Origin of the sequence: Agromyces sp. LHK192 (genome assembly GCF_004006235.1) — a bacterium.
GTDB lineage: Bacteria > Actinomycetota > Actinomycetes > Actinomycetales > Microbacteriaceae > Agromyces.
This window is the reverse complement of sequence record NZ_CP034753.1, coordinates 310,111-336,626: the sequence shown is the minus strand read 5'-3', so window position 1 is coordinate 336,626 and position 26,516 is coordinate 310,111. Positions and strand designations below refer to the sequence as shown.

Genomic DNA, 26,516 nt, shown 5'->3' with positions numbered 1-26,516 from the left:
CGAGCGGCGCGGAATCACGGCAATGTCTCCAGTATGGCCGCGAGACCGGCCTCCGCGATCGAACCGGTGGACTCTCCCGCGGCGCGTCGCACCTCGTCGGGCGCCTGCCCCATCGCGACGGCACGCCCTGCGGCCCGCGCCCACGTGAACATCTCGATGTCGTTGCGGCCGTCGCCGGCGACGAACACGCGGTCGAGGGGCACGTCGAGCCAGCCCCTCACTCGCTCGAGGGCGGTCGCCTTGTTCACCCCGTCGGGCGCGATGTCGAGCCAGGCCGTCCAGCCGATGGCGTAGCTGACATGGTGCAGCCCCATGCGGTCGACGATGGCGAAGAACTCGTCGAGGTCGTGGTCGACGCTCGTGACCACCACGCGGGTCGCGCGCTGGTCGAGGAGTTCGTCGAACGTCACCTCGCGCGCGTTGTCGAGGTTCCAGTCGCTCATGCCCTCGGTGTACAGCCGGAACCCGTCGGGCAGTTCGACCAGGAATCGTCCGGCAGGGAGGAACCCGCGGATGCGCTGCAGCACGTCGGTGGGGTCGAAGGTCTCGACGTGCACCCGTGCGTATCCGCCCGGCTCGCGGTCGTCGCGGCCCATCGTGATGGCGCCGTTCGCGCACACGACGAACTCGGGTCGGATGTCGAGGCGTTCGAGCACGGGCGCGGTCGTGGCCCAAGACCGCCCCGTCGCGAGCGTCACCAGGTGACCGCGGTCGACGGCGGATGCGACGGCGTCGACGACGGCCGCGTCGATCGACTCGTCCTCGTGCATGACGGTGCCGTCCACGTCGAGGGCGACGAGCCAGGGCGTCGCGCCGGTTCCGTCCGTCATGCGACCGGCTCGAGCACCTCGAGTCCGCCGAGGTACCCGCGCAGCGCCTCCGGCACGACCACCGAGCCGTCGGCCTGCTGGTGGGTCTCGAGGATCGCGACGATCCAGCGGGTCGTCGCGAGCGTGCCGTTGAGGGTCGCGACGGGCGACGTCTTCCCGTTCTCGCCGCGGTGGCGGATGTCGAGGCGGCGGGCCTGGAAGGTGGTGCAGTTCGACGTGCTGGTGAGCTCGCGGTACGCGCCCTGGGTCGGCACCCACGCCTCGACGTCGAACTTGCGGGCCGCGCTCGACCCGAGGTCGCCGGCCGCGGTGTCGATCACGCGGTACGACAGGCCGAGCGACTGCAGCATGCCCTCCTGCCAGCCGAGGAGCCGCTCGTGCTCCTCGGCGGCGTCGGCGGGGTCGACGTAGCTGAACATCTCGAGCTTGTTGAACTGGTGCACGCGGATGATGCCGCGCGTGTCCTTGCCGTGGCTGCCCGCCTCGCGGCGGTAGCAGGTCGACCATCCGGCGTACCGCAGCGGTCCGTTCGAGAGGTCGACGATCTCGCCCTGGTGGTAGCCGGCGAGCGCGACCTCGCTCGTGCCCGTCAGGTAGAGGTCGTCGGCGGGCAGGTGGTAGACCTCCTCGGCGTGCGCGCCGAGGAACCCGGTGCCCTGCATGATCTCGGGGCGCACCAGCGTGGGGGTGATCAGCGGCGTGAACCCGGCGGCGATCGCACGGTCGAGGCCCATCGTCATGAGGCCGAGCTCGAGTCGCGCGCCGACGCCCTTCAGGAAGTGGAACCGCGCCCCGGCGACCTTCGCACCGCGGGCCATGTCGATGGCGTCGAGGCGTTCGCCGATCTCCACGTGGTCTCGCGGCTCGAAGTCGAACGCGGGCACACCGCCGACCTCGCGGAGCACGATGTAGTCGTCCTCGCCGCCGGCCGGAACGCCGTCGATCACGATGTTGCCGAGGCGTTGCAGGGCGGCCGTGAACGCCGCCTCGGCCTCGCCGGCGCGGTGATCGGCCGCCTTGACGGATGCCGCAAGCGTCTGCGCCTGCGCGACGAGCGCGGCCTTCTCGTCCTTCGGGGCCTTCGCGACCTGCTTGCCGAAGGCGTTCTGCTCGGCGCGGAGGGTCTCGAACGCGGAGATCGCGGAGCGTCGTGCGGTGTCGGCGGCCACGGCGTCGTCGACGAGCGTCGTCGACTCGCCGCGCATCGTCTGCGAACGCTTGACCAGGTCTGGGTTCTCGCGGAGGAGCACGGGGTCGATCACGCAGCAAGTCTAATCGGGACGATCCGCGGCGCATCCGGGGCCTCCACGCTCGCGAGACGGGCGCGATGGCGTACCGTTGCCACGTGGGCGGACAGGGAGACGGCGAGACCGGGGCGGCGACTGGTTCCGAGCGTCCCGACCGGCCGAGGGCGGCGATCATCTCGAACCCGTCGAAGCAGGGCATCGAGCAGCTCCGGCAGGCCGTCGCCGACGCCGAGGACCGCCAGGGCTTCGCGCCGAGCCTGTGGATCGACACGACGGTCGACGACCCCGGCAAGGGACAGGCCCGTGAGGCGATCGCCGAGGGCGTCGACCTGGTCGTCGCGGCCGGGGGCGACGGCACGGTCCGCTCGGTCGCGGCGGGACTGCGCGGTTCGGGCGTGCCGATGGGGATCGTGCCGCTGGGCACCGGCAACCTCTTCGCCAGGAACGTCGACATCCCCGTGAACAACCTCGGCGACGCCGTCGTGATCGCGTTCGCGGGGATCGACCGCGAGGTCGACGTGCTCGTGGCGGACATCCTGCGCGCCGACCGATCGCAGGAGACGCACGTGTCGCTCGTGATGGCGGGCATCGGCATCGACGCCACGATGATCGCGGCGACCAATCCCGACCTGAAGAAACGGGTCGGATGGCTCGCGTACGTCGACGCGGGCCTGCGCGCGCTGCCGAACTCGCAGCCGTTCCGGGCGCACTACCGGGTCGACACCGGCAGGCACCACCGGCCTCGCGCGTCGAGCATCCTGGTCGCCAACCTCGGATACCTGCCGGGCAACATCGAGTTGATCCCCGATGCCGAGGTCGACGACGGCAAGCTCGACGTCGTCGTGCTGCAACCGCGCAACCTGTTCGGGTGGCTGCTCGTCTGGCGCAAGGTCACGTGGGAGAACCGGGTGCTGCGGCGCTCGGCGCTCGGCCGCCAGTTCCTCGACCTGACGGGCGGCAACAAGCGCCGCGAGGTCGTGTACCACCGCGGTCGCCGGGTGCAGATCACGGTCGACGGCGAACCGCAGGAGTTCGAGATCGACGGCGACGAGTTCGGCTCAGTGCTCGCCGCGGACTTCCGCGCCGATCCGAAGGCGCTCATCGTCCGCGTCGCCGACTGAGCCGGTCGCGCCGGTTCGCGCATCGGCCCGGGCGGCGACGATGCGGGTGGCGACCGACCGCGCCCCGACGACCAGCAGGGCGAACCCGGATGCCGCCGCGAGGAGCGCGGAGGCCGGCGCCAGCACGAGGTAACCCAATGTCTGCGCGGCGAATCCGACTCGAATCTCCTCGGGCATCTCGTCCCCGCTCCAAGAGGCCTGGAAGCCCGAGATCAGGTCGACTGAAGCCTGCACGCCCGCGACTCCCGCGACGACGAGCGCGGCGAGCACGACGAGCGCGACTCGGCGGCTCACCGCCCGGCCTGCCGTCGCCGGCCGAACAGCGCCCACACCAGGAGCGCGGCGACGAGGCCGAGCACGCCCACCTGCACGGCGGCCGGTCCGAACGCCATGACGATCTGGCGCGCCGCCATGGCCTCCGTGTCCATCTGACCGTGCATCTCGTACGCCACGTTCCACGTGGCGATGAGCCCGACCGCGATGAACAGCACGCCGCCGCCGATCACGACCCACAGCCAGGCGGTCGGCGCCGTCCCGGCGACCGGCATCGGCGGCGCGTCGGCTTCCGCACCGCCGTGAGGCGCAGCCGACCACACGGCGGATACTGCCGAGACGGCGGTGCCGTCAGCCGGCATCGTCGGTGGCATCGCCGTTCCTGCGCTGATCGGCTCCACACCGAGGCCTCTGAACAGTTCGGTGAAGGCATCCCGATCGTCATGCCCTCCCACCGCAGGAGCCGCCACGCGGGGCCCAGCATCGGGCGGCACCGCCGCTCCGCGCACGGCTGCGACCGGCGTGGTCGCGACGACCTCTTCGGCGACACCCCCGACCGGCGGCTCGTACCCGCGCTGGAACCGCGCGTCGTACCTCGGATCGAATCGGTTCCCCGCCGTTCCCGCCACGTTGCTCCTCCGTCCGGTGGCGTCAGCCTAGCGATCCGGACGGCGGCGGCGGAGGGGCATCCGTCAGTCGTCGCCCGGCTCGCCGCTCAGGATGCCCCTGAGCCAGTCGCGCGCCTCGATGAAGATCTCGTCGTCGTACTTCGAGTGGTACTCGACCTCGCGCCGGTCGGCGCGCGGGTACGAGCCGAGGAAGATGACGTTCGGGCTGAACCGGCGGAGGCCGAGCAGCGCGTCGGCGACGCGTTCGTCCTCGACGTGGCCGTCGAGGTCGATCACGAACCGGTACCGGCCGAGCGCGTCGCCGATCGGGCGCGACTCGAGCAGCGACATGTTGACGCCGCGCGTCGAGAACTGCTCGAGCATGGCCAGCAGCGACCCGGGCTCGTCGTCGGGGAGCTCGACGATCAGGCTCGTCTTGTCGGCTCCCGTTCGGACCGGGATGACCCGCGACCGGCTGACGAGCACGAACCGCGTGACCGCGTTCGGGTTGTCGCCGATGCCCTCGGCGAGCAGTTCGACGTCGAGCTGCTCGACGATGCCGGGAGGTGCGACCGCGGCGTCGGCGTTGCTGTCGGCGTCGAACAGCGACGTCGCCGACTGCACGTTGCTCGAGGCGGGGATGTGGCCGTGGTCGGGCAGGTTGCGCTCGAGCCATCCGCGGGTCTGCGCGTACGCCACGGGGTGGGCGTTCACGGTGCGCACGTCGGCGAGGGTCGCGCCCGGCCGGCCGACGAGCACGAAGTTCACGGGCACGAGGTACTCGCCGACGATGCGCAGTCCCGGGACCGTCGCGAGCGCGTCCTGCGCGGCCGAGACGCCGCCCTCGATGGAGTTCTCGATGGCGATGATCGCCGCGATCGAGCGGCCGCTCGTGACGTCGGCGAGCGCCTCGCCCACGTTGTTGACCGATCGCCAGTGCCGGCCGACCGCCTCGGGCACCTGCTTGAGCGCCGCCTCCGTGAAGGTGCCGGCCGGTCCGAGGTAGGAGTACGTCTCGACCCCTTCGGTGTCGGGCGTCGGCGCGGCGGGCTCGGTCATGCAGGCCAGCCTAGCCAGCGCCCGCGCGGCACCCGACTAGCGTGACGCGCAGGGACGTCGCCGCGGGCGTCCGCCCCGGACGCTGGAGCGGCGAAGGGGTTGCGATGACGAGGAGGGCCGGGATGACGGTCACGACCCGGGTGCTGCCGACCGACGCCGAGCGGCTGGCCGCGCTCCGCAGGATGCAGCGCCTCGCGACCTCGCTGCTGCTGTTGGCCGCGGTCGTGTTCGGCGTCGCGTTCGCGCTCCAGGAGCAGGTGCCGGGGCTGGCGTACGTGCGCGCGGCCGCCGAGGGCGCGATGGTCGGCGCGATCGCCGACTGGTTCGCCGTGACCGCGCTGTTCCGCAGGCCGCTCGGCCTGCCGATCCCGCACACCGCGATCATCCCGACCCGGAAGGACGAGATCGGCGCCACGCTCGGCGCCTTCGTCGAGCACGAGTTCCTCTCCGACGAGGTCGTGCTCGGCAAGCTCCGCTCCGTCGGGATCGCCCGCCGCCTCGGCGGTTGGCTCGCGGATCCGGCGAACGCCGACCGCCTGACGGCGGAGGCATCCGTCGCCGCGCGCGGCATGCTCACCCTGCTCGGCGACGCCGACGTCGAGGACGTCATCGAGCGGCTCGCGCGGCGGCACCTGTTCGAGCCCGAGTGGGGTCCGGCCATCGGGCGGGTCGGCGAGCGGCTCGTCGCGGCCGACCAGCAGCGCGCGGCCGTCGACGCCGTCCTCGAGAAGGCCGACGCCTGGCTGGCGTCGCATCCGGAGGCCTTCGGGCGGATGGTGTCCGAGCGGCTCCCCCGCTGGGTGCCCGGCTTCGTCGATCGGCTCGTCGACGACCGCGCGCACCGGGAGGTGCTCGCGTTCGTGCGGGCGGTGCGCGCGGATCCGCGGCATCCGCTGCGGCAGGCGATCGACCGCTGGCTGGTCGAGTTCGCCGACTCGCTGCAGCACGACCCGGCGACCATCGCGAAGGTCGAGGCGATCAAGGCGGACCTCCTCGCGAGCCCGCGCGTACGCGAGTTCGCGGGCGAGGCGTGGGCGAGCATCAAGGACACGCTCGACCGCGCGCTCGCCGATCCGGACAGCGAGCTGCGTGTCGCGCTGCGCCAGGCGGTCATCGAGGTCGGCGCTCGGCTCGTCGCCGACGAGCGACTCGCCGGCAAGGTCGACGAATGGGTGACGGATGCCGCCGCCTACGTCGTGCGCACGTACCGGCACGAGATCGCGGGCGTCATCACCGAGACCGTCGAACGGTGGGACCCCCGCGAGACGACCGAGAAGCTCGAGCTGCAGGTCGGCCGCGACCTCCAGTTCATCCGCATCAACGGCACGGTCGTCGGCGCGCTCGCCGGGCTCGCGATCTTCTCGGTCGCGACGCTCGTGCACGGCGCGATCGGCTGAGGGCGGGGGCGTTCGGTCTCGATACGGTCGCTGCGCCCCCTACTCGACCACCGGGCCGCGGGTGCGCTGCGCTCCCTACTCGACCACCGGCCGGCGGCCGGCGCGACGGACGATCGCGAGTCCGAACACGGCCCAGGCGACCATCCACACGACGAGCGCGAGGCGACCCGCGACGAACCCGAGCATGAGCCCCGGCGTGACGACGAGGAACACCATCGCCCCGAGCACGAGCGTGATCCACCGCTGCCACCCGCCGAGCCCCGGATCGCGCGATCGCAGGATGCCGACGCCGAGCAGGACCAGCCCGATGCCGAGCGTGATGCTCGACAGGCCGTACAGGGTGTCGATGCCGGCCGTCGCATCCGAGGGCCACGGCGCGGCGGCCAGCGTGATCGCCCAGATCTCCGCGACGGTCAGCGCGAGCATGCCTGCGACGGCGATCCAGCCGCCGAGCCGGCCCGGTCGCTTCGCGGCCTCGGGCGAGAGCGTCACGGCGACGAGGCCGAACGCGAGCAGCACGTGGTTGAGCGCGAACACCGATTGGGCGAACGCGTGGCCGGTGGCGTCGAGCGGGTACGCGAACGTGCCCTCGACGGCGCCCGGAGCCGGCGGGATGAAGGCCAGCACGAGCCCGCCGATCGCGCCGACGAGCGCGGCGACGACGGTGAGCACGCCCGCGAGGCGGACGACCCGGACGGCCTGAAGTGATGGAGTGATCGTTGCCGTGGACATGGCGCGAACGTACGGGCGTCAGCGCGACGGGGCATCCGTGGAACCGCGGAGGCGCCACTGAACCGCACCCCCTGCCGAACGGGCCGCAGCCGAACGGGCCGGATGCCGGGCTCACGACCGATCGCGGTACCAGGCGGCGACCTGCACGCGGGAGCGCACCTCGAGCTTCTCGAGGACGTGCCGCATGTGCGTCTCGACCGTGCGCTCCGACAGGTAGAGGCGCGCCCCGATCTCGCGGTTGCTGAGCCCTTCGGCGACGAGCCCGGCGACCTCGAACTCGCGCGCCGAGAGACCGCCCCTGGTCGAGGATGCGGCATCCGCGTCGACGGCGTCGGCGAGCTCCGGCCACCCCAGCCGCCGGGCGATCGCGCGCGCCTCGGCGCGGTGCGCGCTCGCCGCGACCCCGAGTCGGGCGAGGGTCGCGTGCGCCAGTCCCTGGTACGGGACCGAGCCCATGCTGCGGGCCGAGCGAAGCGCGTCCTCGGCGTGGTCCCGGGCCGAGGACTCGTCGCCCAGTCCCTCGGCCAGGAGTGCCAGGTAGTGGCTGACCGGGCCGTTCGACGGCGTGAACGCGTTGCCGATGCCCTGCAGTTCGGCGTACGGCACGAGGTCCGCGTAGACGGTCGCGGCGAAGTCGAGGTCGCCCTGGGCGAGGCAGACCGGCACGGTGCCGCACATCGCCACGAGCCATTCGGGGACGTGCCGCGGGGCGTCGCGGATCCGATCCCGTACGATCGCCCACTCGAGGCCCGCTTCGTCGTGCCGCCCCGCCTGGGTCAGCAGCTGCGCCAGCCAGGCGTGGGCGAGGAACACCCCGCCCTCGATCGCACCGCGCACGAACGGGATCACCGCCTCGTCCGCCGCGTCGACGACCCCGGTGAACCTGGCGAGGTAGCCGTGGAAGACCATGCCGAAGAACCGGGCCTCCCCGACGCCGTCGGCCTCGGCCGATCCGGTCGCGGCGTCGACCCGGCGGCGCGCCTCCTCGAACGCGCCGTCGTGCAGCGCGAGGGCCGCGCGCACGAGCTCGAGCTGCCAGACCGCGTGCGGCGCGAGGCGATCCCCGAGCTCATCGACGAGGGCGCCGAACTCGTGCTCGAGGTCGAGCCTGCGGCCCTGCACCCAGAACGCGTCCATGCGCGACATCCGACCCCACGCGATCGCCTCGGCGTCGCCCGAGCCGACGCCCAACGCGACGGCGCGGTCGCCGATCTCGATCCAGTCGGAGCTTCGGAGCGGGTCGCCGAGCGCGAGCCGCAGCGCCTGGAGTGCGTCCAGGATCGCATCGGCGTCGCCGAGCCGCTCGGCCTCCGCCAGCGCGCGGGCGGCATCGCTCGGCCAGTCGCGCACCGACCAGCGGTCCGCGGTCGCAGCGACCTGCGCGGCGAGGCGGGCGCGCAGCACCTCGTCGCCGGCGGGCAGTCGGGCGAGCGCCTCCTTCGCGAGCGCATGCACCCTGGGCCGCGCCGGGTCCTCGTGTCGCGGCCGGCCGACGAGCGCGGCCCGCGCCATCGTCTCGACGTCGCCGGCTTCGCGGGCACGATCGGCGGCCTCGAGCGCGGTGCGCCACGACTCGCTGGGCGCGCCCCGCCAGGCGAGTCGTCGCGCGTGCTCGAGCGCAGACCCGCCTGCCTCGTTCCCCGGCGCCTCCGCAGCCGCCATGGACTCAGGATAGGGCGGCCGCTCCGTCCCTGTCGGACCGGGTCGCGCGGTGCCAGACTTGGAGCATGCATGAGCGCGCCGGAACCCCCGCGACCGAGTCCGACCTGATCGACGTGGAGGCGCTCGTCCGGGCCTACTACGAGCGCAAGCCCGACGCGTCCGTAGCCGAGCAGCGCGTCGCGTTCGGCACCTCGGGGCACCGCGGATCGTCGCTGAAGACGAGCTTCAACGAAGACCACATCCTCGCGATCACGCAGGCGATCTGCGAGTACCGGGCGTCGCAGGGCATCACCGGCCCGCTCTTCATCGGCTCCGACACGCACGCGCTCTCGGCCCCGGCGCAGACGACCGCCCTCGACGTGCTCGTCGCGAACGGCGTGCGCGTGCTCGTCGACGAGTACGACGACTACGTGCCGACGCCGGCGCTCAGCCACGCGATCCTCAGCTGGAACAACGACGCCGACCGCCGTGCCGAGGGCGAGGCCGACGGCATCGTCATCACGCCGTCGCACAATCCGCCGGCCGACGGCGGCTTCAAGTACAACCCGCCGCACGGCGGCCCTGCCGACTCCGACGCGACCGGGTGGATCGCGAACCGCGCCAACGAGCTCATCACCGGCGGCCTGAAGGACGTGAACCAGGCCGAGCCGAGCGCGGTCGAGACGTACGACTTCCGGGGCCGGTACGTCGACGACCTCGCGAACATCATCGACTTCGACGCGATCCGCGAGTCGGGCATCCGCATCGGGGCCGACCCGCTGGGCGGGGCATCCGTCTCGTACTGGGCGGCGATCCGCGATCGGTACGGCCTCGACCTGACCGTCGTCAACGAGCGCGTCGACCCGGCGTGGTCGTTCATGACGCTCGACTGGGACGGCAAGATCCGGATGGACCCGTCGAGCGCGAACGCGATGGCGTCGGTCGTCGCGAAGGCCGGCGACTACGACATCCTCACCGGCAACGACGCCGACGCCGACCGGCACGGCATCGTCACGCCCGACGGCGGCCTGATGAACCCGAACCACTACCTCGCGGTCGCGATCGAGTACCTGTTCGGTCACCGCGACGGCTGGCGGCAGGATGCCTCGATCGGCAAGACCCTCGTGTCGAGCTCGATGATCGACCGGGTCGCCGAGGGGCTCGGCCGGCACCTGTGGGAGGTGCCCGTCGGCTTCAAGTGGTTCGTGCCGGGGCTCGTCGACGGCTCGGTCGGCTTCGGCGGCGAGGAGAGCGCGGGCGCCTCGTTCCTGCGGTTCGACGGCACGGTGTGGACCACCGACAAGGACGGGATCCTGCTGTGCCTGCTGGCGTCGGAGATCCGTGCCGTGACGGGCCGGTCGCCGTCGGAGCTCTACGCCGACCTCGTCGCCCGCTACGGCGACCCGGCCTACGAGCGCACGGATGCCGCGGCCACGCCCGCCCAGAAGCAGGCGCTCGGCAAGCTCGACGGCGACGCGATCGCGGCGACCGAGCTCGCGGGCGAGCCGATCACGGCGAAGCTCTCGCACGCCCCCGGCAACGGCGCCGCCGTCGGCGGGGTCAAGGTCTCGAGCGAGCACGCCTGGTTCGCCGCGCGCCCGAGCGGGACGGAGGACGTCTACAAGATCTACGCCGAATCGTTCCTCGGGCCGGAGCACCTGGCGAAGGTGCAGGCGGAGGCGCAGCGCATCGTCGGTGAGGCGCTCGGCTGATCGGCGCTCGGCTCATCGGCACTGCGGCGCCGCGACATCCGATTTCAGGAGATCGGAAGCCGCTCAGGACGAAATCGCCGGATGTCTCCTGATCAGGCTTCGACTTCCTGAATCCGGTACCCGGCTTCAGCTCAGCGAGAAGTAGTGGACCGAGCCGCCGCCGGTGGCGAGGGCCTGGTCGACGTCCCAGTAGTCGGCATCCTTGGTGTGGCCGCCGACCCAGACCTTGGTGCCGTTCTCGGTGCGCTCGACGCGCGTGACGACGGCCGTGTGGTCGCGGTCGCCCGAGGAGTCCCAGTCGAACTGGGCGATGTCGCCGACCTTGACCTGCATGCGCTGCGAGTCCTCGAGCGGGGTGGCGAGGTCGGGCCGGGAGTTCAGCCAGTCGCGCATCGCGGTCGAGCTCGTCCACGTCGGCGACATCGCGCCGGTCGCGGCGTCGTAGTACCAGGCGCCGTCCATCGTCCAGCCGCGGGCGATGAGCGACTGGCTGGCGAAGTTCGCGCAGTCGTAGCCCGTGATGACGGGGTACTGACCCGAGTTGTAGCTCGACCAGTAGGCGAGCACATAGCCGACCTGCGCGTCGATGCCCGGGTCGCTCGTGTACGTCAGGGTGAGGGCGTCGGCGCTGGCCGCGGCCGCCGTGACCGGCGCGGCGGATGCCTCGGCGGCGGCGGCCTCGGGCGACGCGACCGAGGCGAGGACGCCGGCCGTCGAGGCGGTCGCTGCGGCTGCGGCGGATGGCTCCGTGAACGAGGCCGTCGGGAGCTCGACGTCGGCGGGGGCGCCGGCCGCGTCGCTGAACGTGACGGGCACGTCGCCGAGACCGGTGTCGACGGTCGCGGGGACCGCGAACGTGACGTGGTCGTCGGCGGCCGCGACGATCGAGGCGGCCGTACCCCCGACCGAGACCTGGGCGACCTGGTCGAGCCCGGTCCCGGCGACGGTGACCTGGGTTCCACCCGTGAACGGGGCCTGCGCGACGGAGAGGCCGCTCGTGATGACCGGCCCGGCGGCGGCTGCGGTGGCGTCGGCCTGCGCGATCGCGTCGCCCGAGTGCGCGCCGGGCGCGACGGCGATCGTGTCGGACACCGCGGCCTCGGCCACGACGGCATCGGCGGAGGCGGGGGCGTCCTCGGCGACGGCGAGGGCACCGAAGGCGCTCACGCCGACGATCGCCGTCGCCGAGGAGAGGGCGGCCCAACGGCGCGCCTCGCGGCGCGTCGTGGGGGTGGACCGCCGGTTCCCGACAGGCTCTGCACGGTGCTTGGGAGTCTTCGCCGCGTCCGCCGTCTCACGCTTCCCGCCCGGCTCGGGCACGGGCGGGCGGTAGGTGGAGCGGGCGCGGTGGGGGGTGAAGGATTCCTGCACGGTGAGGGGGGATGTTCCTGTCGGTCGTTTGGGGGACAGCGAAGAGTTCACCATGCAAAATTGTGAGGAACCCTCTCGGATGCTGAGAGGGCCGTGAGAGCGCGCTCATGAATCGCCGGGCGCGTCGGGGGGGGCCGTGCCGCGGTGCCGCCGCCCGAACCGCGCGTTCGGGACTTCGGCCGCCCGCCCAGCGGCTCGCGGCGGCCCGCCCAGCGATTCGCGGCGGAACGCCTAACGGCTCGCGGCGGAACGCCGCCTCGCGATCACCGGAACGCCGGCGAGCACCAGCGGCACGAGCACGAGTGCCGCGACGAGGTTGACGGTCGCGAATCCGCCCGCCACGAGCAGCAACCCCGACGACGCCGCGGCGATGGCGGCCGCGTAGTTCATCGCGGCATCCGAGGCGCCCTGCAACGGCACCCGCAGCTCGCGGTCGACCGAGGTCGTCAGCAGGGCGGACCCGCCGATCATCCCGGCCGACCACCCGAGCCCGAGCAGGCCGAGCGCGAGCGGCACGAGCAGCAGGTCGTCGGCGGGTGCCAGCGCGCCGATCGCGGTCGCGCTCAGCAGGATGAGCACGCCGACCCCGATCACCGGGATCGCCCCGAGCCGGTCGACGATCCAGCCGACGATCGGGCTCGCGCCGTACATGCCGAGGATGTGGATCGAGATGACCAGTCCGATCAGCGACAGCGACAGCCCGTGGCCGTGCATGTGCACCGGCGTCATCACCATGACGGCGACCATGACCGTGTGCGAGCACACGATCGCCGCGAGCGCGAGGCGGGAACGCGGCGACCGGATCGCGACCGAGAGCGCGCGCCAGGCGCCCACGGACGGGGCGGATGCGCCGGGCGCACGCTCGGGCGAACCGCCGATGTCCGACCCGGCGTCGGCCGGCGCGCCGGATTCCGTTCCGATGCCGGCACGTTCGCCCGAGGCCGGGACATCGGCTTCGAGGTCGCCCGGGCGGGGCATCCGGAGCAGCGTCGCGACCACGATCGTGGAGATCGCGAACGCGGCGCCCGACAGCAGGAACGGCCCGACGAGGGGCGGCAGTCCGAGCGCCCGCCCGAGGTCGTCGCCGAACTGCGACAGGTTCGGGCCCGCCACCGAACCGATCGTGGTCGCCCACAGCACGAGCGACATCGACCGCGCCTCGAACCCCGGATGCGCGACCTCGGTCGCGGCGAAGCGCGCCTGGAGGCCCGCCGCCGCGCCGGCCCCGAACGCGGCGAGGCCGACGAAGACCAGCGGCACGATCGTCGTGACCGCCGCGACGATGACGAGCACCGCGCCGAGCGCCGCGAGCGCGTAGCCGACGCCGAGCGCGACGTGGCGGCCGCGCGCGACGGCGAGCCTGGCCAGCGGCACCGCCACGAGCCCGGCGCCGAAGACCGAGGCGGTCTGGCTCAGGCCCGCGAGCACGGCCGTCCCGGTCAGTTCCTCGGCCAGCAGCGCCGCGACGGCGATGCCCGACGCCACGCCGACGCCGGCGAGCAACTGGTTGCCGATGAGGATGCCGAGGGCGAGCCCTCGGTGCGGCACTCGGCCTGCGGGCGGCATCGGCGCGGTCACTCGTAGTCGGGCGCCGCGGGCAGCCCGAAGAACTCCTCGAGCGTCGTGAAGCCGGTCTCGCGCATCTCGGTCGCGAGGTCGACGCCTACGTACCGGAAGTGCCACGGCTCGTAGGTGTACCCGGTGACGTCTCGCTTGTCGGCCGGGTACCGCAGGACGAAGCCGAACCGGTAGGCGTTGTCGCGCAGCCACATGCCCTCTGCGGTCTCGCCGAAGCACTCCTCGAGCGAGCAGTCGCCCGACTCGGCGCCGATGTCCATGACGAGCCCGGTCTGGTGCTCGCTGTAACCGGGCCGCGCCGTCGTCTCGTCGTCGCCGCCGTAGACCTCCTCCTGCGCGGAGTACGAGCGGAAGGCGCTGTTCGACGCGAGGTACAGGTCGGCTTCGTTCGCCGCAGCGTCGAACATCGCGACCACCGCGTCGGATGCCTCCTGCCGCATGAGCGGCTCCCAGGTGTGCGCGACGGGAACGTCGACCAGGTCGCCGGGCTCGAAGTCCTCGGGGTTGACCGGTCGCAGCTTGTTCACGACCACCCAGATGCTGTTCGGGTCGTCGAGGGAGAAGGCCTGGCGGTTGAAGGTGTCGACGACTGCGGGCGCCTGGGCCGCCGCCGGCTCCGGCCGAGGCGCCGGCGCCTGGGTCTCGGCGGCTGCGCCGCCGGCGGTGCCGCCGCCCGGACTGCCCGACACCATGCCGACGACGAGGGCGGCGACCGCGATCAGCACGCCGATCAGGGGAAGTGCGACCCTCAGGCGGCGGCGCGAGAGCTCGGCGGCCTCCTCGGCCTCGGCCTGCTCGGCGCGGGCCGCCGCGAGGCGGGCCCGCTCGCCGGAGGAGTCGTAGGGGGCGGCCGCGCCGTACGGGTCGTGGTCGTACGCGTCATACGGGTCGCGGTCGTACGCGTCGTACGGGCGCCGTCCGCCACTCGCGTCGATGGGCATCGCCAGAGTCTACCCGGGCGCGCACGAGGCATCCTGAGCGCCCGGCGCACCATCGACCGGAAATGGAATGAGAGCGCTCTCTTGACATTCGCCCCAGAGCCCCCTATCGTCATCCCGGAAGTCATGAGAGCGCTCTCACGCTGACGTGAGAGAGCGCTCTCACGACCCTTGCAGCAACCCTGAATCCCACACCCCACGCACACAAAGGAGTGACCGTGAAGCTCTCACGACGCACCCGCGCTGCGGCCGCCATCGCCGGTGCCGCATCGATCGCCCTGCTCGCCACCGCCTGCTCGTCGGGAGGCGACTCGGGCGAAGGCGAGACCACCACCCTCACCGTCACGACGTTCGGCACGTTCGGCTACGACGACCTCTACGAGGAGTACGAGGCCGCCAACCCGGGCATCGAGATCGAGGCGACCAACATCGACACCGGCGGCAACGCCCGGACCGACGCGTTCACCAAGATCGCCGCGGGCTCCGGCCTCAGCGACATCGTCGCCGTCGAGGAGGGCTGGCTCGGCGCGATCATGGAGGTCTCCGACCAGTTCGTCGACCTCACCGAGTACGGCATCGACGACCGCAAGTCCGACTGGGTCGACTGGAAGTACGAGCAGGCGACCGACGCCGACGGCCGCGTGATCGGCTACGGCACCGACATCGGACCGACCGGCCTCTGCTACAACGGGCCCGCATTCGAGGCCGCCGGCCTCCCGAGCGACCGCGAGTCGGTCGCCACGCTGCTCGAGGGCGACTGGGCGCACTACTTCGACATCGGCCGCCAGTACCAGGCCGCGACCGGCAAGGCCTGGTTCGACCACTCCGGCTTCGTCTGGAACTCGATGGTCAACCAGCTGCCCGAGGGCTATTACACGACCGACGGCGAGCTGAACGTCGAGGACAACGCCGACCTCAAGGCGAACTTCGAGCTGCTCGGCGCCGCGGTCGGCGACAACCTCTCGGCCGCGCAGGCCGCGTGGGACTGGAACGGCGGCAAGTCGTTCGTCGACGGCACGTTCGCCACGTTCGTGTGCCCCGGCTGGATGCTGGGCGTCGTGCAGGGCCAGACCGAGGCCGGCGGTGGCGACGCCTCCACCGGCTGGGACTTCGCCGACGTCTTCCCCGGCGGTGCCGGCAACTGGGGTGGCGCGTTCCTCTCCATCCCCGAGACCTCGCAGCACAAGGAAGAGGCCGCGAAGCTGGCCGACTGGCTGACCCAGCCCGAGCAGCAGGTGAAGCAGTCGAAGGCCGCAGGCAACTTCCCGAGCACCACGGCCGCGCAGGAGGAGCTCGCCTCGGCAGCCGAGCCGAACGAGTTCTTCAACGGCGCACCGACCGGCGCGATCCTGGCCACCCGCGCCGAGGGCGTCGTCGCCCAGTTCAAGGGACCGGACGACTCGGTGATCCAGGAGAACGTCTTCGGACCGGCACTCACGGGCCTCGACCGCGGTGAGCTCGACACGGCCGCCGCCTGGGCCGAGGCGATCGCCCTCCTCAACGAGCTCGTCGAGGAATGATCCCGGGGCGGGGTCGGGCGGCATCCGTCGCCCGGCCCCGCCGCCCTTCCCGCCCTGCGCGAATCCCAGACCCGCACGAACAGGACCACCATGACCGCCACCTTGCCGCCCACGACCGGCACTCCGTCGCCGGAACGTCCCGAGTCAGCCCGCACCGACACGAGACCGGGCTTCCGTCAGCGGCTGTCGCGGTTCGACCTGAAGGCGTCGCCGTACTTCTACATCTCCCCGTTCTTCCTCCTCTTCGCCCTCGTCGGCCTGTTCCCCCTCGCCTACACGCTCGTCGTGTCGATGCACGACTGGGACCTGCTGAAGGGGCAGGGCGAGTTCGTCGGGCTCGCGAACTTCGTCGAGATCCTCGGCGACTCGATGTTCTGGAACTCGATCTTCAACACGGTCAGCATCTTCCTGCTGTCCGCGATCCCGCAGCTGATCGTCGCGCTCGTCGTCGCGTACCTGCTCGACCAGGGCCTGCGCGCGCCGACGTTCTGGCGCATGGGCGTGCTGCTGCCGTTCGTCGTCACCCCGGTCGCCGTCGCGCTGATCTTCTCCAGCATCTTCAACGAGGCCGACGGCCTCGTGAACAACATCCTCAACGTGTTCGGCATCCCCGACCAGGAGTGGAAGCACGACACGTTCCTCAGCCACCTCGCGATCGCGACGATGGTGAACTTCCGCTGGACCGGCTACAACGCGCTCATCCTGCTCGCGGCGATGCAGGCCGTCCCCCGCGACCTGTACGAGTCGGCCGCGATCGACGGCGCCGGCAGCATCCGCCGGTTCTTCTCGATCACGATCCCGTCGATCCGCCCGACGCTCATCTTCGTGATCATCACCGCCACCATCGGCGGCCTCCAGATCTTCGCCGAGCCGCGGCTGTTCGACGTCTCGACGGCCGGTGGCATCGGCGGCAGCGACCGGCAGTTCCAGACCACCGTCCTGTTCATGTGGGAACTCGGCTTCTTCCGCCGCGACCTCGGCGAGGCATCCGCCGTCGCCTGGCTGCTGTTCCTGCTCATCGTCGGATTCGGCCTGATCAACTTCCTGATCTCCAGGCGCATCGCGACCGGGGACGGCCCGAAGCGACCGAACCGACGCACCCGACGCGCCCTCGCCCGAGGAGAGAACCGATGAGCACCGCCACCCCAGAGCCGATCCCCGCCGTGCGCGTCGACGTCGTCGAGCCCGAGACCGCCGCGCACCCCGACGTCGTCGGCCGGGGCGATCGCGATCGTGCCGGCCGCGGTCGCCGCGGCGGCCGCTCCGGCGGACTCGCCGGCATCGGCAGCCGACCCGGATTCCTCACCTACGGCCTGCTCGCCGCGTTCCTCATCGGCAGCGCCTACCCGCTCTGGTGGTCGTTCGTCGTCGGCTCGAGCACCAACGCCACGCGCGGCGAGACGCTGCCGCTGATCCCCGGCGGCAACTTCCTCGCCAACGCGCAGAAGGTGTTCGACGCGATCCCGTTCTGGCTCGCGCTCGGCAACTCCATCATCGTGTCGTCGATCATCACCATCTCGGTGGTCACGTTCTCGACGCTCGCCGGATACGCGTTCGCGAAGCTCCGCTTCAAGGGACGTGACGGGCTCATGGTCTTCGTGGTCGCGACGATGGCGATCCCCACGCAGCTGGGCATCATCCCGCTGTTCATGGTCATGCGGGAGCTCGGCTGGACCGGCACGCTCGGGGCCGTCATCGTGCCCACGCTCGTCACCGCGTTCGGCGTGTTCTTCATGCGCCAGTACCTCGTCGACGTCATCCCCGACGAGCTGATCGAGGCCGCCCGCGTCGACGGCGCGAACCAGTTCCGCACGTTCCTCACCGTCGGCCTGCCCGCCGCACGCCCGGCCATGGCGATCCTCGGCCTCTTCACGTTCATGACGGCGTGGACCGACTACCTGTGGCCGCTCATCGTGCTGAGCCCCACCAACCCGACCCTGCAGACGGCGCTCAGCCAGCTCCAGTCGGGCTACTACATCGACTACTCGATCGTGCTCACGGGCGCGGTCATGGCGACGATCCCCCTGCTCGTGCTCTTCGTGATCGCGGGCAAGCAACTCATCTCCGGAATCATGGCAGGAGCGGTCAAGGGCTGATGGCAGCGACGAACTTCCCCAAGGGCTTCATCTGGGGTTCCGCCACGGCGGCCGCGCAGATCGAGGGAGCCGCCCACGAGGGCGGCAAGGAGGACTCCATCTGGGACGCGTACGCGCGCGTTCCCGGGGCGGTCGCGTTCGGCGACACCCCCGAGCAGGCGGTCGACCACTACCACCGGATGCCCGAGGACGTGGCGCTCATGCGCGACCTGGGCCTCGACTCCTACCGGTTCTCGACGAGCTGGGCGCGCGTCGTCCCCGGCGGCCGCAGCGTCAACCGGGAAGGCCTCGACTTCTACTCGCGCCTCGTCGACGAACTGCTCGAGCAGGGCGTGCTGCCCTGGCTGACGCTCTACCACTGGGACCTGCCGCAGGCACTGCAGGAGCAGGGCGGCTGGGCGAACCGCGACACGTCGTACCGGTTCCTCGAGTACGCCGAGGCCGTGTACGGCGCACTCGGCGACCGCGTCGCGCACTGGACGACGTTCAACGAGCCGCTGTGCTCGTCGCTCATCGGATACGTCGGGGGCGAGCACGCTCCCGGCCTCACCGACCCCTTCGCCGGCCTCGCCGCGGTGCACCACCAGCACCTCGCGCACGGGCTCGCGGTGCAGCGCCTGCGCGAACTCGCCGGCGGAGCCGGCCGGGAGATCAGCCTCGGCATCACGCTCAACCTCACGAACGCGGTGCCGAACGACCCGACCGACCCGGTCGACCTCGAGGCCGCGCGCCGCATCGACGCCCTCTGGAACCGGATGTACCTCGAGCCGATGCTGCTCGGCGCATACCCCGAGGACCTGCTCCGGGACGTCGCGGAGTTCGGCCTGGCCGACCGCATCGAGGTGGGCGACCTCGACCTGATCTCGCAGCCCATCGACTTCCTCGGCGTGAACCACTACCACGACGACAACGTCTCGGGGCATCCGCTCCCGGCCGATGCGACTCCCGGGCTGCGTCCCACCGACAAGCCGGGCCGCTCGCCGTTCCCGGGCAGCGAGTACGTCACCATGCCGAGCCGCGGCCTGCCGCGCACCGCCATGGACTGGGAGGTCAACCCTGACGGGCTCGAGACGCTGCTCGTGCGCCTCGGCCGCACGTACCCGAACCTGCCCCCGCTCTACATCACCGAGAACGGCGCCGCGTACGACGACGTGGTGAGCGAGGACGGCCGGGTGCACGACGTCGAGCGGACGCAGTACATCCTCGACCACATCGACGCGGTGGGCCGCGCGATCGAGGCCGGTGCCGACGTGCGCGGCTACTTCGTGTGGTCGCTGCTCGACAACTTCGAGTGGGCCTGGGGGTACGCCAAGCGCTTCGGCATCGTGCGGGTCGACTACGACACGCTCGTGCGCACGCCGAAGGACAGCGCGATCGCGTTCGCGCAGCTCATCGCCGACCACAAGGCGGTGTACGGGGCCTCCGCGGGAACGGGCGCGCTCGCGGTCGCCGCGTCGGCGTCGGTCGACGGCGCCCCGGTCGCGGCGACTATCGTGGAATGATCCGGAGTGGGAGGGGGCGACGATGACTGGGATCTCCGGGGGCGGCGCCCCCACGCTCGAGATGGTCGCCGCCCACGCGGGCGTCTCGCGGGCGACGGTGTCGCGCGTGGTCAACGGGTCGACGAAGGTGAGCCCCGACGTCGTCGAGGCCGTGCAACGGTCGATCGAGGAGCTCAACTACGTCCCGAACCGGGCGGCCCGCTCGCTCGCGAGCCGGCGGACGCAGGCGATCGCGCTGATCGTCCCCGAGTCGTCGGCGCGCGTCTTCGACGACCCGTTCTTCGCCGCGATCGTGCAGGGCGTCGCGATGGCGCTCTCGCCGACCGAGTACACGCTCACGATGATGCTCGAGTCCGAGGCCGACCCCGACAAGACCCGGCGCTACCTGCTCGGCGGCAACGTCGACGGCGCCCTCGTCGTGTCGCACCACACCGGCGACCACTCGTACGCGCACCTCAGCCGCTCGCTGCCGCTCGTCTTCGGCGGCCGCCCGCTCGACGGCGAGTCGACGGAGTACACCGTCGACGTCGACAACGAGCACGGCGCGCTCCTCGGGTCGCAGCACCTCGTCGCCCGCGGGCGAACCCGCCCGGCCACGATCGCCGGCCCGCAGGACATGCCGCCGGGCGTCGACCGGCTGCGCGGGTTCCGCCGGGCGGTGACGGATGCCGGGCTCGACGCCGACCTCGTCGAGTACGGCGACTTCACCCCGGCGTCCGGCGCCGAGGCGATGCGCCGACTGCTCGCGCGCGAGCCCGGGATCGACGGCGTGTTCGTCGCGAACGACCAGATGGCGATGGGGGCAATCGCCGTGCTCGCCGAGTCCGGCCGGACCGTGCCCGGTGACGTGTCCGTCGTCGGATTCGACGACGACCGGTACGCCGCGACCGCGAGGCCGGCGCTCACGACCGTCCGCCAGCCGTCGCACGAGATGGGCGCCGAGATGGCGCGCAAGCTGGTGCGCCTGATCGAGGGCCAGGACATCGAGCAGGCGACGGTGCTCCCCACCGAGCTCGTGGTGCGCGCCTCGAGCTGAGCGCCTCGAGCTGGGCGCGCTCGCCCGCCCGCGCCTCGCCCCCCGCGCACCCATTCGAACCACCATGTGGCGGTGGAACCGAACCGTTCCGTGGTTCGGACGCAACTCGGTGGTTCGAACGGTGACGGGAAGGGTGCAGGAGGGCGCCGCTCAGGCGAAGTGCGGCACGACCTCCGCGGCGAGCAGTTCGAGCACGTCGAGGTCGTCGAAGTCGAGCACCTGCAGGTACACGGTCTCGGCGCCGAGCTCGGCGAGTCCGCCGATCCGGTCGACGACCTCCTGCGGCGTGCCGCCGATGCCCGAACGCCGGAGGCCGTCGGCGTCGCGGCCGATGCGCTCCGCCCGAGCCCGGTACTCGGCGTCCGTCGCGCCCAGCGTCGTCGTGAGCGCGGTCGAGTACCGCATCGAGGATGCCTCGCGCCCCGCTTCCCCGACCGCTTCGCGCACCCGTGCGAATCCGGCGGCGATGTCCTCGTCGGAGCGGAACGCGATGTTGTATTCGCTCGCGAACCGCGCGGCGATCGCCGGCGTGCGCTTCGGTCCCCCGCCGCCGACGATCAGCGGCACCGGGCGTTGCACGGGCTTCGGCAGGGCCGGGGCATCCGTCAGCGTGTAGATCGCGCCCGAGTGCGAGAACGTCTCGCCGACCGGGGTCGACCACAGGCCGGTGATCACCTCGAGCTGCTCCTCGAGGATTCCGAAGCGCCGCTCGGGGAACGCGAACCCGTACGCCGCGTGCTCGGCCTCGAACCATCCGGTGCCGAGGCCGAAGTCGACGCGGCCGCCGCTCATCTCGTCGACCTGGGCGACCTGGATCGCGAGCAGCGACGGATGCCGGAACGTCGCGCTGGTGACGAGCGTGCCGAGCCGGATCGTCGACGTCTCGCGCGCGATCGCGCCGAGCGTGACCCACGAGTCGGTCGGGCCGGGGCCCGGGTCGACGTCCATCGCGAGGAAGTGGTCGCTGCGGAACCACGCGTCGAAGCCGAGGCGCTCGGCGGCCTGCGCCATGCGGACCTGCTGGCCGTAGGTGGCGCCCTGCTGGGGCTCGGTGAAGATGCGGAACTTCATGCGGTCTCCTCGTGGGTGGTCGCGGCTGTCGCCGCTGGTTCGAACGCGAGGCCCGGCCGGCGGGCGAACCGCCGTCGCATCACCTCGATCGCCTCGGGGTTCTCGTCGACGAGCACGAAGCGTCGGCCGAGTTCGGCCGCGGCCGCCCCGGTGGTGCCCGACCCCGCGAAGAAGTCGAGCACCCAGTCGCCCTCGCGCGTCGACGCCTGCACGATGCGCCGCAGGATGCCCGCGGGTTTCTGGGTGGGGTATCCGGTCTTCTCGCGTCCGGTCGGCGAGACGATCGTGTGCCACCAGACGTCGGTCGGCAGCTTGCCGCGCTCGGCCTTCTCCGCGGTCACCAGGCCCGGCGCCATGTACGGCTCCCGGTCGACGGCGGTCGAGTCGAACCAGTACCGGTCGGGGTCCTTCACGTAGACGAGGATCGTGTCGTGCTTCGTCGGCCAGCGCCGCCTCGCCTTGGCGCCGTAGTCGTACGCCCAGATCAGCTCGTTCAGGAAGCACTCGCGCCCGAACAGCGCGTCGAGCAGCACCTTCGCGTAGTGCGCCTCGCGGTAGTCGAGGTGCAGGTACAGCGTGCCGTCGTCGGCGAGCAGCCGCCACGCGTGCAGCAGCCGCGGTTCGAGGAACGCCCAGTAGTCGTCGAACCGGTCGTCGTAGCGCAGCAGGTCGCCGCGGATGCGTTCGTACCGCTTGCCGGCGAAACCGGTGATCAGGCCGGATGCCTCGGGCGCGGCATCCGTCGCGGCACCCGTCGCTTCCCCGGGCTCGACGCGCACGTGCCGGGTGGACCGACGCGCCTGCATCCGACCGGTGTTGAACGGCGGGTCGAGGTAGACGAGCGTGAACGCGCCGTCGGGCAGGCCGGGCAGCACATCGAGGTTCTCCGCATGGATGATGCGGTCAGGTCCGTCGAGCGCCACGCGCTCCAGTCTGCCACCGTGGCGGCGCGGTTCAGCGTTCGACGTCGATGCGGATGCTGCCGCGGAAGCGCTCGGGGTCGTCGTCCGCCGCGTCCGCCGCGGCGAATGCGATGCCCTTGTCGCCGTCGGGCGTCGGGGCGGGCGTCGGGAGGCGGGCCTGGCGATCCTGCTCGACCTGCGCCTCGTACTTGCGCGGCGCGAAGACCTCGTCGCCGATCATCATCACGCCGCCCGCGGTGCCGCCGCGCTTCGTCTTGTCGGAGAGGTCGATCCAGCCGGCCCGCTGCGCGAGCCAGCCGAGGAGCACGATCGCGGCAGCGATCAGCACCCAGATCCACCAGTCCATCAGGCGATTCTAACCGGCGGTCGGGGCGCGGACCTCCGAAGTGCCACCGAGCTGTGGATGGCGCGGGATGCGCAGCGGCGGGCGCGGTCGCGTGTGGGATGCGCGCTCACGGCACGCGCTGGAGCCACTCCTCGGTCGAGAACTTCGACTCGACGAGCGCCTCGGCCTCGGCGAGTTCGTCGGCGGTCACCGCGCCCGGGGTCGCCCCGTACAGCGAGGTGAACGTCTGCTTCAGGCTCTCGATGATCGCGGCCCGGCTGAGGCCGGTCTGCGACCGCAGCGGATCGACGCGCTTCGCGGCCGACGCGATGCCCTTGTCGCTGATCTTCTCGCGGCCGATGCGCAGCACCTCGAGCATCTTCTCGTTGTCGAGGTCGTACGCCATGGTGACGTGGTGCAGCACCCCGCCGGAGCCGAGTCGCTTCTGCGCGGCCCCGCCGATCTTGCCGAGCGGGCTCGCGATGTCGTTGAGCGGCTGGTAGGTCGCCTCGATGCCGAGGGCCCGCAGACCCTGGAGCACCCAGTCGTCGAGGAACGCGTACGAGTCGGCGAAGCTCATGCCCTGCACGAGCTCGGCCGGCACGTACAGCGAGTAGGTGACGACGTTGCCGCGCTCCATCATCATCGCGCCGCCGCCCGAGATGCGGCGCACGACGTCGAAGCCGTGCTTCGCGGCACCCTCGGGGTCGACCTCGTTGCGCACCGACTGGAACGATCCGATGACGACGGCCGATTCGTCCCACTCCCAGATGCGGAGCGTGGGCTTGCGGCGCCCCTCCCCCACGCGCGCCGCGAGCACCTCGTCGAGTGCGAGGTGCAGGCGCGGCGGCACGGCGGCGTCGTGCACGATCTCCCACTCGTAGTCCGTCCACGTCCGCGCGTCGGTGAGCGCCCGGCGCACCGCGACGGCGACGGCCTCGGCCGAGAAGCCGAGCATGACCGCGTCGGGTCGCAGCTCGCGCGTGATCGCCGCGGCGATCTGCTTCGCGTCGGAGCCGGCCGCGAGTCCGTCGAGGGCGCGGTCGATGTCGCCGAGCGCCTCGTCGGGCTCGAGGAAGAAGTCACCCGCGACGCGCGGGTCGCGGATCACCTCATCGACGACGTCGAAGTCGACGACCACGAGCTTGCCGCCGGGGACCTTGTACTCGCCGTGCTTTCGAGCCATACGGGAAAGCCTACGTCCGCCCTAGGCTGGGCGGGTGACGACCTTCTTCCTGGCCCGGCATGGCGAGACGGTGTGGCACGCCGACCACCGCTACGCCGGCAACTCGGATGTCGGGCTGACGCGGCACGGCCTCGGCCAGGCGGCCGCGCTCGGCGCCTGGGCGGTCGACGCGAGCCTCGACGCCATCGTCGCCTCGCCGCTGAGCCGCGCGCAGCGCTCGGCCGCGCCCGCGGTCGAGACGACGGGGCTGCCGCTGCGCACCGACGACCGCCTCGTCGAGATCGACTTCGGGGTCGCGGAGGGGCTGACCCCCGACGAGATCGCCGACCGGTTCCCCGAGGAGTGGCGCGTGTTCTGCCGCGCGCCCGCATCGAACCCCCTGCCGGGCGGCGAGTCCGGGCGGGCAGGCATCGCCAGGGCGCTGCCGGCGCTCGACGACCTGGTGGCGGAATTCCCCGACGGCCGCGTGCTGATCGTCGGTCACGCGACCCTGATCCGCCTGTTGTTCTGCGAGCTGGCGGGCATGGACCCCGACGGGTACCGCGACCTGCTGCCGGTGCTCGGCAACTGCAGCGTGACCACGATCGTCTACCCGTGGACGACGGAGTCGGGCGCGGCGCATCCGAACCACCCGCGCATGCGGCTGCTGGGGTTCGACGTGCCGCCCGACCGCGCCGGGGTGTAGCGCGACGGCCCGGTCGTTCGCGCCGGGCCGCCCGCCCGCTCACTCGCTCGTGCAGGGCCTCCCGTTGAGGGTGAACTGCCACGGCTCGACCCGCGACTGGGCGTCCTTGCCGATGAACGCGAACGCGGTCTTGCCTCCCGCCCGGATCTTCGACGTCAGCTTGCCGCTCGTGACCGTGACCGCGTCGGCGGCCTGCGACCCGGAGGCGCCGATCGCCTTCACGAGCCGCTCGCGGCCGGCCCAGTGCCACGCGAGGGTCCACCCGGCGATCGGCTCGGCACCGAGGTTGGTGATGACGAGGTCGCCGACGAACGCACCTCGCCACGGCTTGGTCGCTTCGTACCTGACGTGGCAGGTCGGCGACGCGATCGCCGGCGAGGCGAGCGCGATGAGCTCGCGGGCCTGCTCGGGGAACCATTCGCCCGCGGCGGGATCCTCGATGCCGCGGATCGGGTCGAGCGGACCGCCGGTGCCGCGGTAGCACTTGCCGTCGCTCTCGCCGGGCACCTTGATCCACAGGTAGGCGTCGAGGTACGGGTCTCCCGTCGCAGTGGTCGGCAGCTCGCCGGCCCCGCGGTCCGGCGGATTGCACCAGGCCTCGATGTCGCCCTCCCAGTCGGGCGGCGTCCACGCGCCCTGCCCGTTTCGGCTGGTGTCGGCGACGAAGTGCGCCTGCGCCTCGGCATCACGAGCGAGACCGGCACCGGCGAGGTCGGCGTCGTACTTCTGGTCCGTGAGCGTCCAGGTCGAGAAGTCCGACGACGTCGCCGGGTAGTACTGGCTGGCGCACCACGACGCCTCCCACCACGGAACCTGGGTCTCGAGCCAGAGGCAGTCGCTGATCCAGTGCCCGTACTTCTGCAGCCTCGGGGTGTCGATGTAGTTGGAGGCGTTGAGGAAGAACCCGTCGGCCCGGTCGACGCCGCCCTTGAGCAGCCGGTCGCTGATGTCGCCGACACCGAGCCAGCCGGGGTGGGTGCCGTCGAGGTAGACGGCGGTGTTCGGCAGCGCGGTGAGCGCGTCGACGGCGTAGTTCAGCTGGGCGAACCGGTCGGCTGCGGCGGTCGCCGGGTCGAGTTCTGCCGGCTGACACCACTCGGCGTTGCCGTTGATGTCGGTGTACCAGGGGATGATTCCGAGCCCGTCGGGTTCGAGGATGATCGCCGCCTCGGTGTCGCCGATGCCTTCGGCGACGCCGTCGATCCAGGCCTGGTAGGCGGCGGTGTCGAGCGCACCGCCGGCGGAGTACTGCGCGCAGTCGCGGAACGGCAGGTTGTAGACGACGAACACGGGCACGGCGCCTGCTGCGGTCGCGTGCGATGCGGTGGATGCCGCGGCGTCGCGCACCTCGTCGGGTGTGCCCTTCGTGAGCCAGGTCGACGACGGCAGGCTGCCGAGGAGTTGGGCGTCGGCGCGGGCCTGACCGCCCAGCGAGGCGGCGGCCTCGAGCGTGGTCGAGTGCGGGTCGACGAAGAGCACGGCGTCGTCGCCGAGCACATCGCCGTCGGCCGCAGCGGCAGCGGCCGGGAGCGCGACGAGCGCGAGGGCGGCCAGTGCCGTCGAGGCGGCGATGCCCGCGACGCGGGCGAGGGGATGTCTGATCATCTGCGTTGCTCCAAGGGTCGTCGTCGACCGTGGCCGACATCATCGTGGACCGGTTCGTGG

The 26,516-nt window shown here is 71.9% G+C and carries 24 protein-coding genes; 9 read left to right on the top strand and 15 right to left on the bottom strand.

All coding sequences use genetic code 11. The annotated features are described in order from the left end of the window. Window positions 1-14: 14 nt before the first annotated feature. The gene (locus ELQ40_RS01555) at window positions 15-830 is read right to left on the bottom strand and encodes an HAD family hydrolase (protein WP_127792097.1); all 816 of its coding nucleotides are present in this window, start codon (window positions 828-830) and stop codon (window positions 15-17) included. Next, the gene (gene serS / locus ELQ40_RS01550) at window positions 827-2,092 is read right to left on the bottom strand and encodes a serine--tRNA ligase (protein WP_127792096.1); all 1,266 of its coding nucleotides are present in this window, start codon (window positions 2,090-2,092) and stop codon (window positions 827-829) included. Before serS ends, ELQ40_RS01555 begins: the two co-directional genes overlap by 4 nt. An 83-nt stretch (window positions 2,093-2,175) precedes the next feature. Here serS and ELQ40_RS01545 point away from each other — a divergent pair, with 83 nt between their 5' ends. After that, window positions 2,176-3,198 (top strand): diacylglycerol kinase family protein, encoded by a 1,023-nt coding sequence (locus ELQ40_RS01545; protein WP_240665892.1) that lies wholly within the window; start codon window positions 2,176-2,178, stop codon window positions 3,196-3,198. Here the strand turns inward: ELQ40_RS01545 and ELQ40_RS01540 are convergent. The 3 genes from ELQ40_RS01540 to pheA all read right to left on the bottom strand — a co-directional run bounded on the left by ELQ40_RS01540 (window position 3,136) and on the right by pheA (window position 5,138). Next, window positions 3,136-3,492, bottom strand: coding sequence for a hypothetical protein (locus ELQ40_RS01540; protein ID WP_127792094.1), 357 nt, complete (start codon window positions 3,490-3,492; stop codon window positions 3,136-3,138). The genes ELQ40_RS01545 and ELQ40_RS01540 overlap by 63 nt on opposite strands. Beyond that, window positions 3,489-4,100, bottom strand: coding sequence for a hypothetical protein (locus ELQ40_RS01535; RefSeq protein WP_127792093.1), 612 nt, complete (start codon window positions 4,098-4,100; stop codon window positions 3,489-3,491). Before ELQ40_RS01535 ends, ELQ40_RS01540 begins: the two co-directional genes overlap by 4 nt. Window positions 4,101-4,163: 63 nt before the next feature. Beyond that, complete coding sequence (gene pheA / locus ELQ40_RS01530) at window positions 4,164-5,138, bottom strand: prephenate dehydratase (protein WP_127792092.1); 975 nt, start codon at window positions 5,136-5,138, stop codon at window positions 4,164-4,166. Window positions 5,139-5,260: 122 nt separating this feature from the next. On the opposite strand from pheA, the gene ELQ40_RS01525 reads away from it, so the two are divergent. After that, complete coding sequence (locus ELQ40_RS01525; RefSeq protein WP_127792091.1) at window positions 5,261-6,535, top strand: DUF445 domain-containing protein; 1,275 nt, start codon at window positions 5,261-5,263, stop codon at window positions 6,533-6,535. 75 nt (window positions 6,536-6,610) lie between these two features. On the opposite strand, the gene ELQ40_RS01520 is transcribed toward ELQ40_RS01525, so the two are convergent. Together ELQ40_RS01520 and ELQ40_RS19300 are read right to left on the bottom strand one after the other, a co-directional pair. Then, complete coding sequence (locus ELQ40_RS01520) at window positions 6,611-7,267, bottom strand: hypothetical protein (protein WP_127792090.1); 657 nt, start codon at window positions 7,265-7,267, stop codon at window positions 6,611-6,613. A 111-nt stretch (window positions 7,268-7,378) separates the two neighbouring features. Then, entirely contained in the window at window positions 7,379-8,929 is a 1,551-nt protein-coding gene (locus ELQ40_RS19300) for a helix-turn-helix transcriptional regulator (protein WP_127792089.1), read from the bottom strand. A 65-nt stretch (window positions 8,930-8,994) separates the two neighbouring features. Between ELQ40_RS19300 and pgm the strand changes: the two genes are divergently transcribed. Continuing rightward, window positions 8,995-10,620, top strand: a complete 1,626-nt coding sequence (gene pgm, locus ELQ40_RS01510) for a phosphoglucomutase (alpha-D-glucose-1,6-bisphosphate-dependent) (protein ID WP_127792088.1) — start codon at window positions 8,995-8,997, stop codon at window positions 10,618-10,620. A gap of 126 nt (window positions 10,621-10,746) precedes the next feature. On the opposite strand, the gene ELQ40_RS01505 is transcribed toward pgm, so the two are convergent. From ELQ40_RS01505 to ELQ40_RS01495, 3 genes are all read right to left on the bottom strand, one after another. After that, window positions 10,747-11,787 (bottom strand): amidase domain-containing protein, encoded by a 1,041-nt coding sequence (locus ELQ40_RS01505; protein WP_127792087.1) that lies wholly within the window; start codon window positions 11,785-11,787, stop codon window positions 10,747-10,749. Window positions 11,788-12,222: 435 nt separating this feature from the next. Then, window positions 12,223-13,557 (bottom strand): MFS transporter, encoded by a 1,335-nt coding sequence (locus ELQ40_RS01500; RefSeq protein WP_127792086.1) that lies wholly within the window; start codon window positions 13,555-13,557, stop codon window positions 12,223-12,225. 8 nt (window positions 13,558-13,565) lie between these two features. Continuing rightward, entirely contained in the window at window positions 13,566-14,510 is a 945-nt protein-coding gene (locus tag ELQ40_RS01495) for a M15 family metallopeptidase (protein ID WP_240665891.1), read from the bottom strand. Between the two features lie 215 nt (window positions 14,511-14,725). Between ELQ40_RS01495 and ELQ40_RS01490 the strand changes: the two genes are divergently transcribed. The 5 genes from ELQ40_RS01490 (at window position 14,726) to ELQ40_RS01470 (ending at window position 20,661) form a co-directional block, all read left to right on the top strand. After that, the gene (locus tag ELQ40_RS01490) at window positions 14,726-16,027 is read left to right on the top strand and encodes an ABC transporter substrate-binding protein (protein ID WP_127792085.1); all 1,302 of its coding nucleotides are present in this window, start codon (window positions 14,726-14,728) and stop codon (window positions 16,025-16,027) included. Window positions 16,028-16,117: 90 nt separating this feature from the next. Continuing rightward, complete coding sequence (locus tag ELQ40_RS01485) at window positions 16,118-17,161, top strand: carbohydrate ABC transporter permease (protein WP_127792084.1); 1,044 nt, start codon at window positions 16,118-16,120, stop codon at window positions 17,159-17,161. Then, on the top strand, window positions 17,158-18,123 hold the full coding sequence (locus ELQ40_RS01480; protein WP_240665890.1) for a carbohydrate ABC transporter permease: 966 nt from the start codon (window positions 17,158-17,160) through the stop codon (window positions 18,121-18,123). The genes ELQ40_RS01485 and ELQ40_RS01480 overlap by 4 nt, the downstream gene beginning before the upstream one ends. Continuing rightward, entirely contained in the window at window positions 18,123-19,625 is a 1,503-nt protein-coding gene (locus tag ELQ40_RS01475; RefSeq protein WP_127792083.1) for a glycoside hydrolase family 1 protein, read from the top strand. The genes ELQ40_RS01480 and ELQ40_RS01475 overlap by 1 nt, the downstream gene beginning before the upstream one ends. 22 nt (window positions 19,626-19,647) lie before the next feature. Next, on the top strand, window positions 19,648-20,661 hold the full coding sequence (locus ELQ40_RS01470) for a LacI family DNA-binding transcriptional regulator (protein WP_127792082.1): 1,014 nt from the start codon (window positions 19,648-19,650) through the stop codon (window positions 20,659-20,661). Window positions 20,662-20,811: 150 nt separating this feature from the next. On the opposite strand, the gene ELQ40_RS01465 is transcribed toward ELQ40_RS01470, so the two are convergent. From ELQ40_RS01465 to ELQ40_RS01450, 4 genes are all read right to left on the bottom strand, one after another. Continuing rightward, window positions 20,812-21,732, bottom strand: a complete 921-nt coding sequence (locus ELQ40_RS01465) for an LLM class F420-dependent oxidoreductase (protein ID WP_127792081.1) — start codon at window positions 21,730-21,732, stop codon at window positions 20,812-20,814. Further along, complete coding sequence (locus tag ELQ40_RS01460; RefSeq protein WP_240665889.1) at window positions 21,729-22,655, bottom strand: site-specific DNA-methyltransferase; 927 nt, start codon at window positions 22,653-22,655, stop codon at window positions 21,729-21,731. The genes ELQ40_RS01465 and ELQ40_RS01460 overlap by 4 nt, the downstream gene beginning before the upstream one ends. Before the next feature lie 31 nt (window positions 22,656-22,686). After that, a complete protein-coding gene (locus ELQ40_RS01455) occupies window positions 22,687-23,001 on the bottom strand; it encodes a hypothetical protein (RefSeq protein ID WP_127792079.1) in 315 nt (104 codons plus the stop codon). 106 nt (window positions 23,002-23,107) lie between these two features. Further along, entirely contained in the window at window positions 23,108-24,166 is a 1,059-nt protein-coding gene (locus ELQ40_RS01450) for a biotin/lipoate A/B protein ligase family protein (protein WP_127792078.1), read from the bottom strand. Window positions 24,167-24,200: 34 nt separating this feature from the next. On the opposite strand from ELQ40_RS01450, the gene ELQ40_RS01445 reads away from it, so the two are divergent. Next, window positions 24,201-24,851 (top strand): histidine phosphatase family protein, encoded by a 651-nt coding sequence (locus tag ELQ40_RS01445; RefSeq protein WP_127792077.1) that lies wholly within the window; start codon window positions 24,201-24,203, stop codon window positions 24,849-24,851. A gap of 39 nt (window positions 24,852-24,890) precedes the next feature. Here the strand turns inward: ELQ40_RS01445 and ELQ40_RS01440 are convergent, their stop codons facing one another. Next, window positions 24,891-26,456 (bottom strand): glycoside hydrolase family 6 protein, encoded by a 1,566-nt coding sequence (locus ELQ40_RS01440; RefSeq protein WP_127792076.1) that lies wholly within the window; start codon window positions 26,454-26,456, stop codon window positions 24,891-24,893. Window positions 26,457-26,516: the final 60 nt, after the last annotated feature.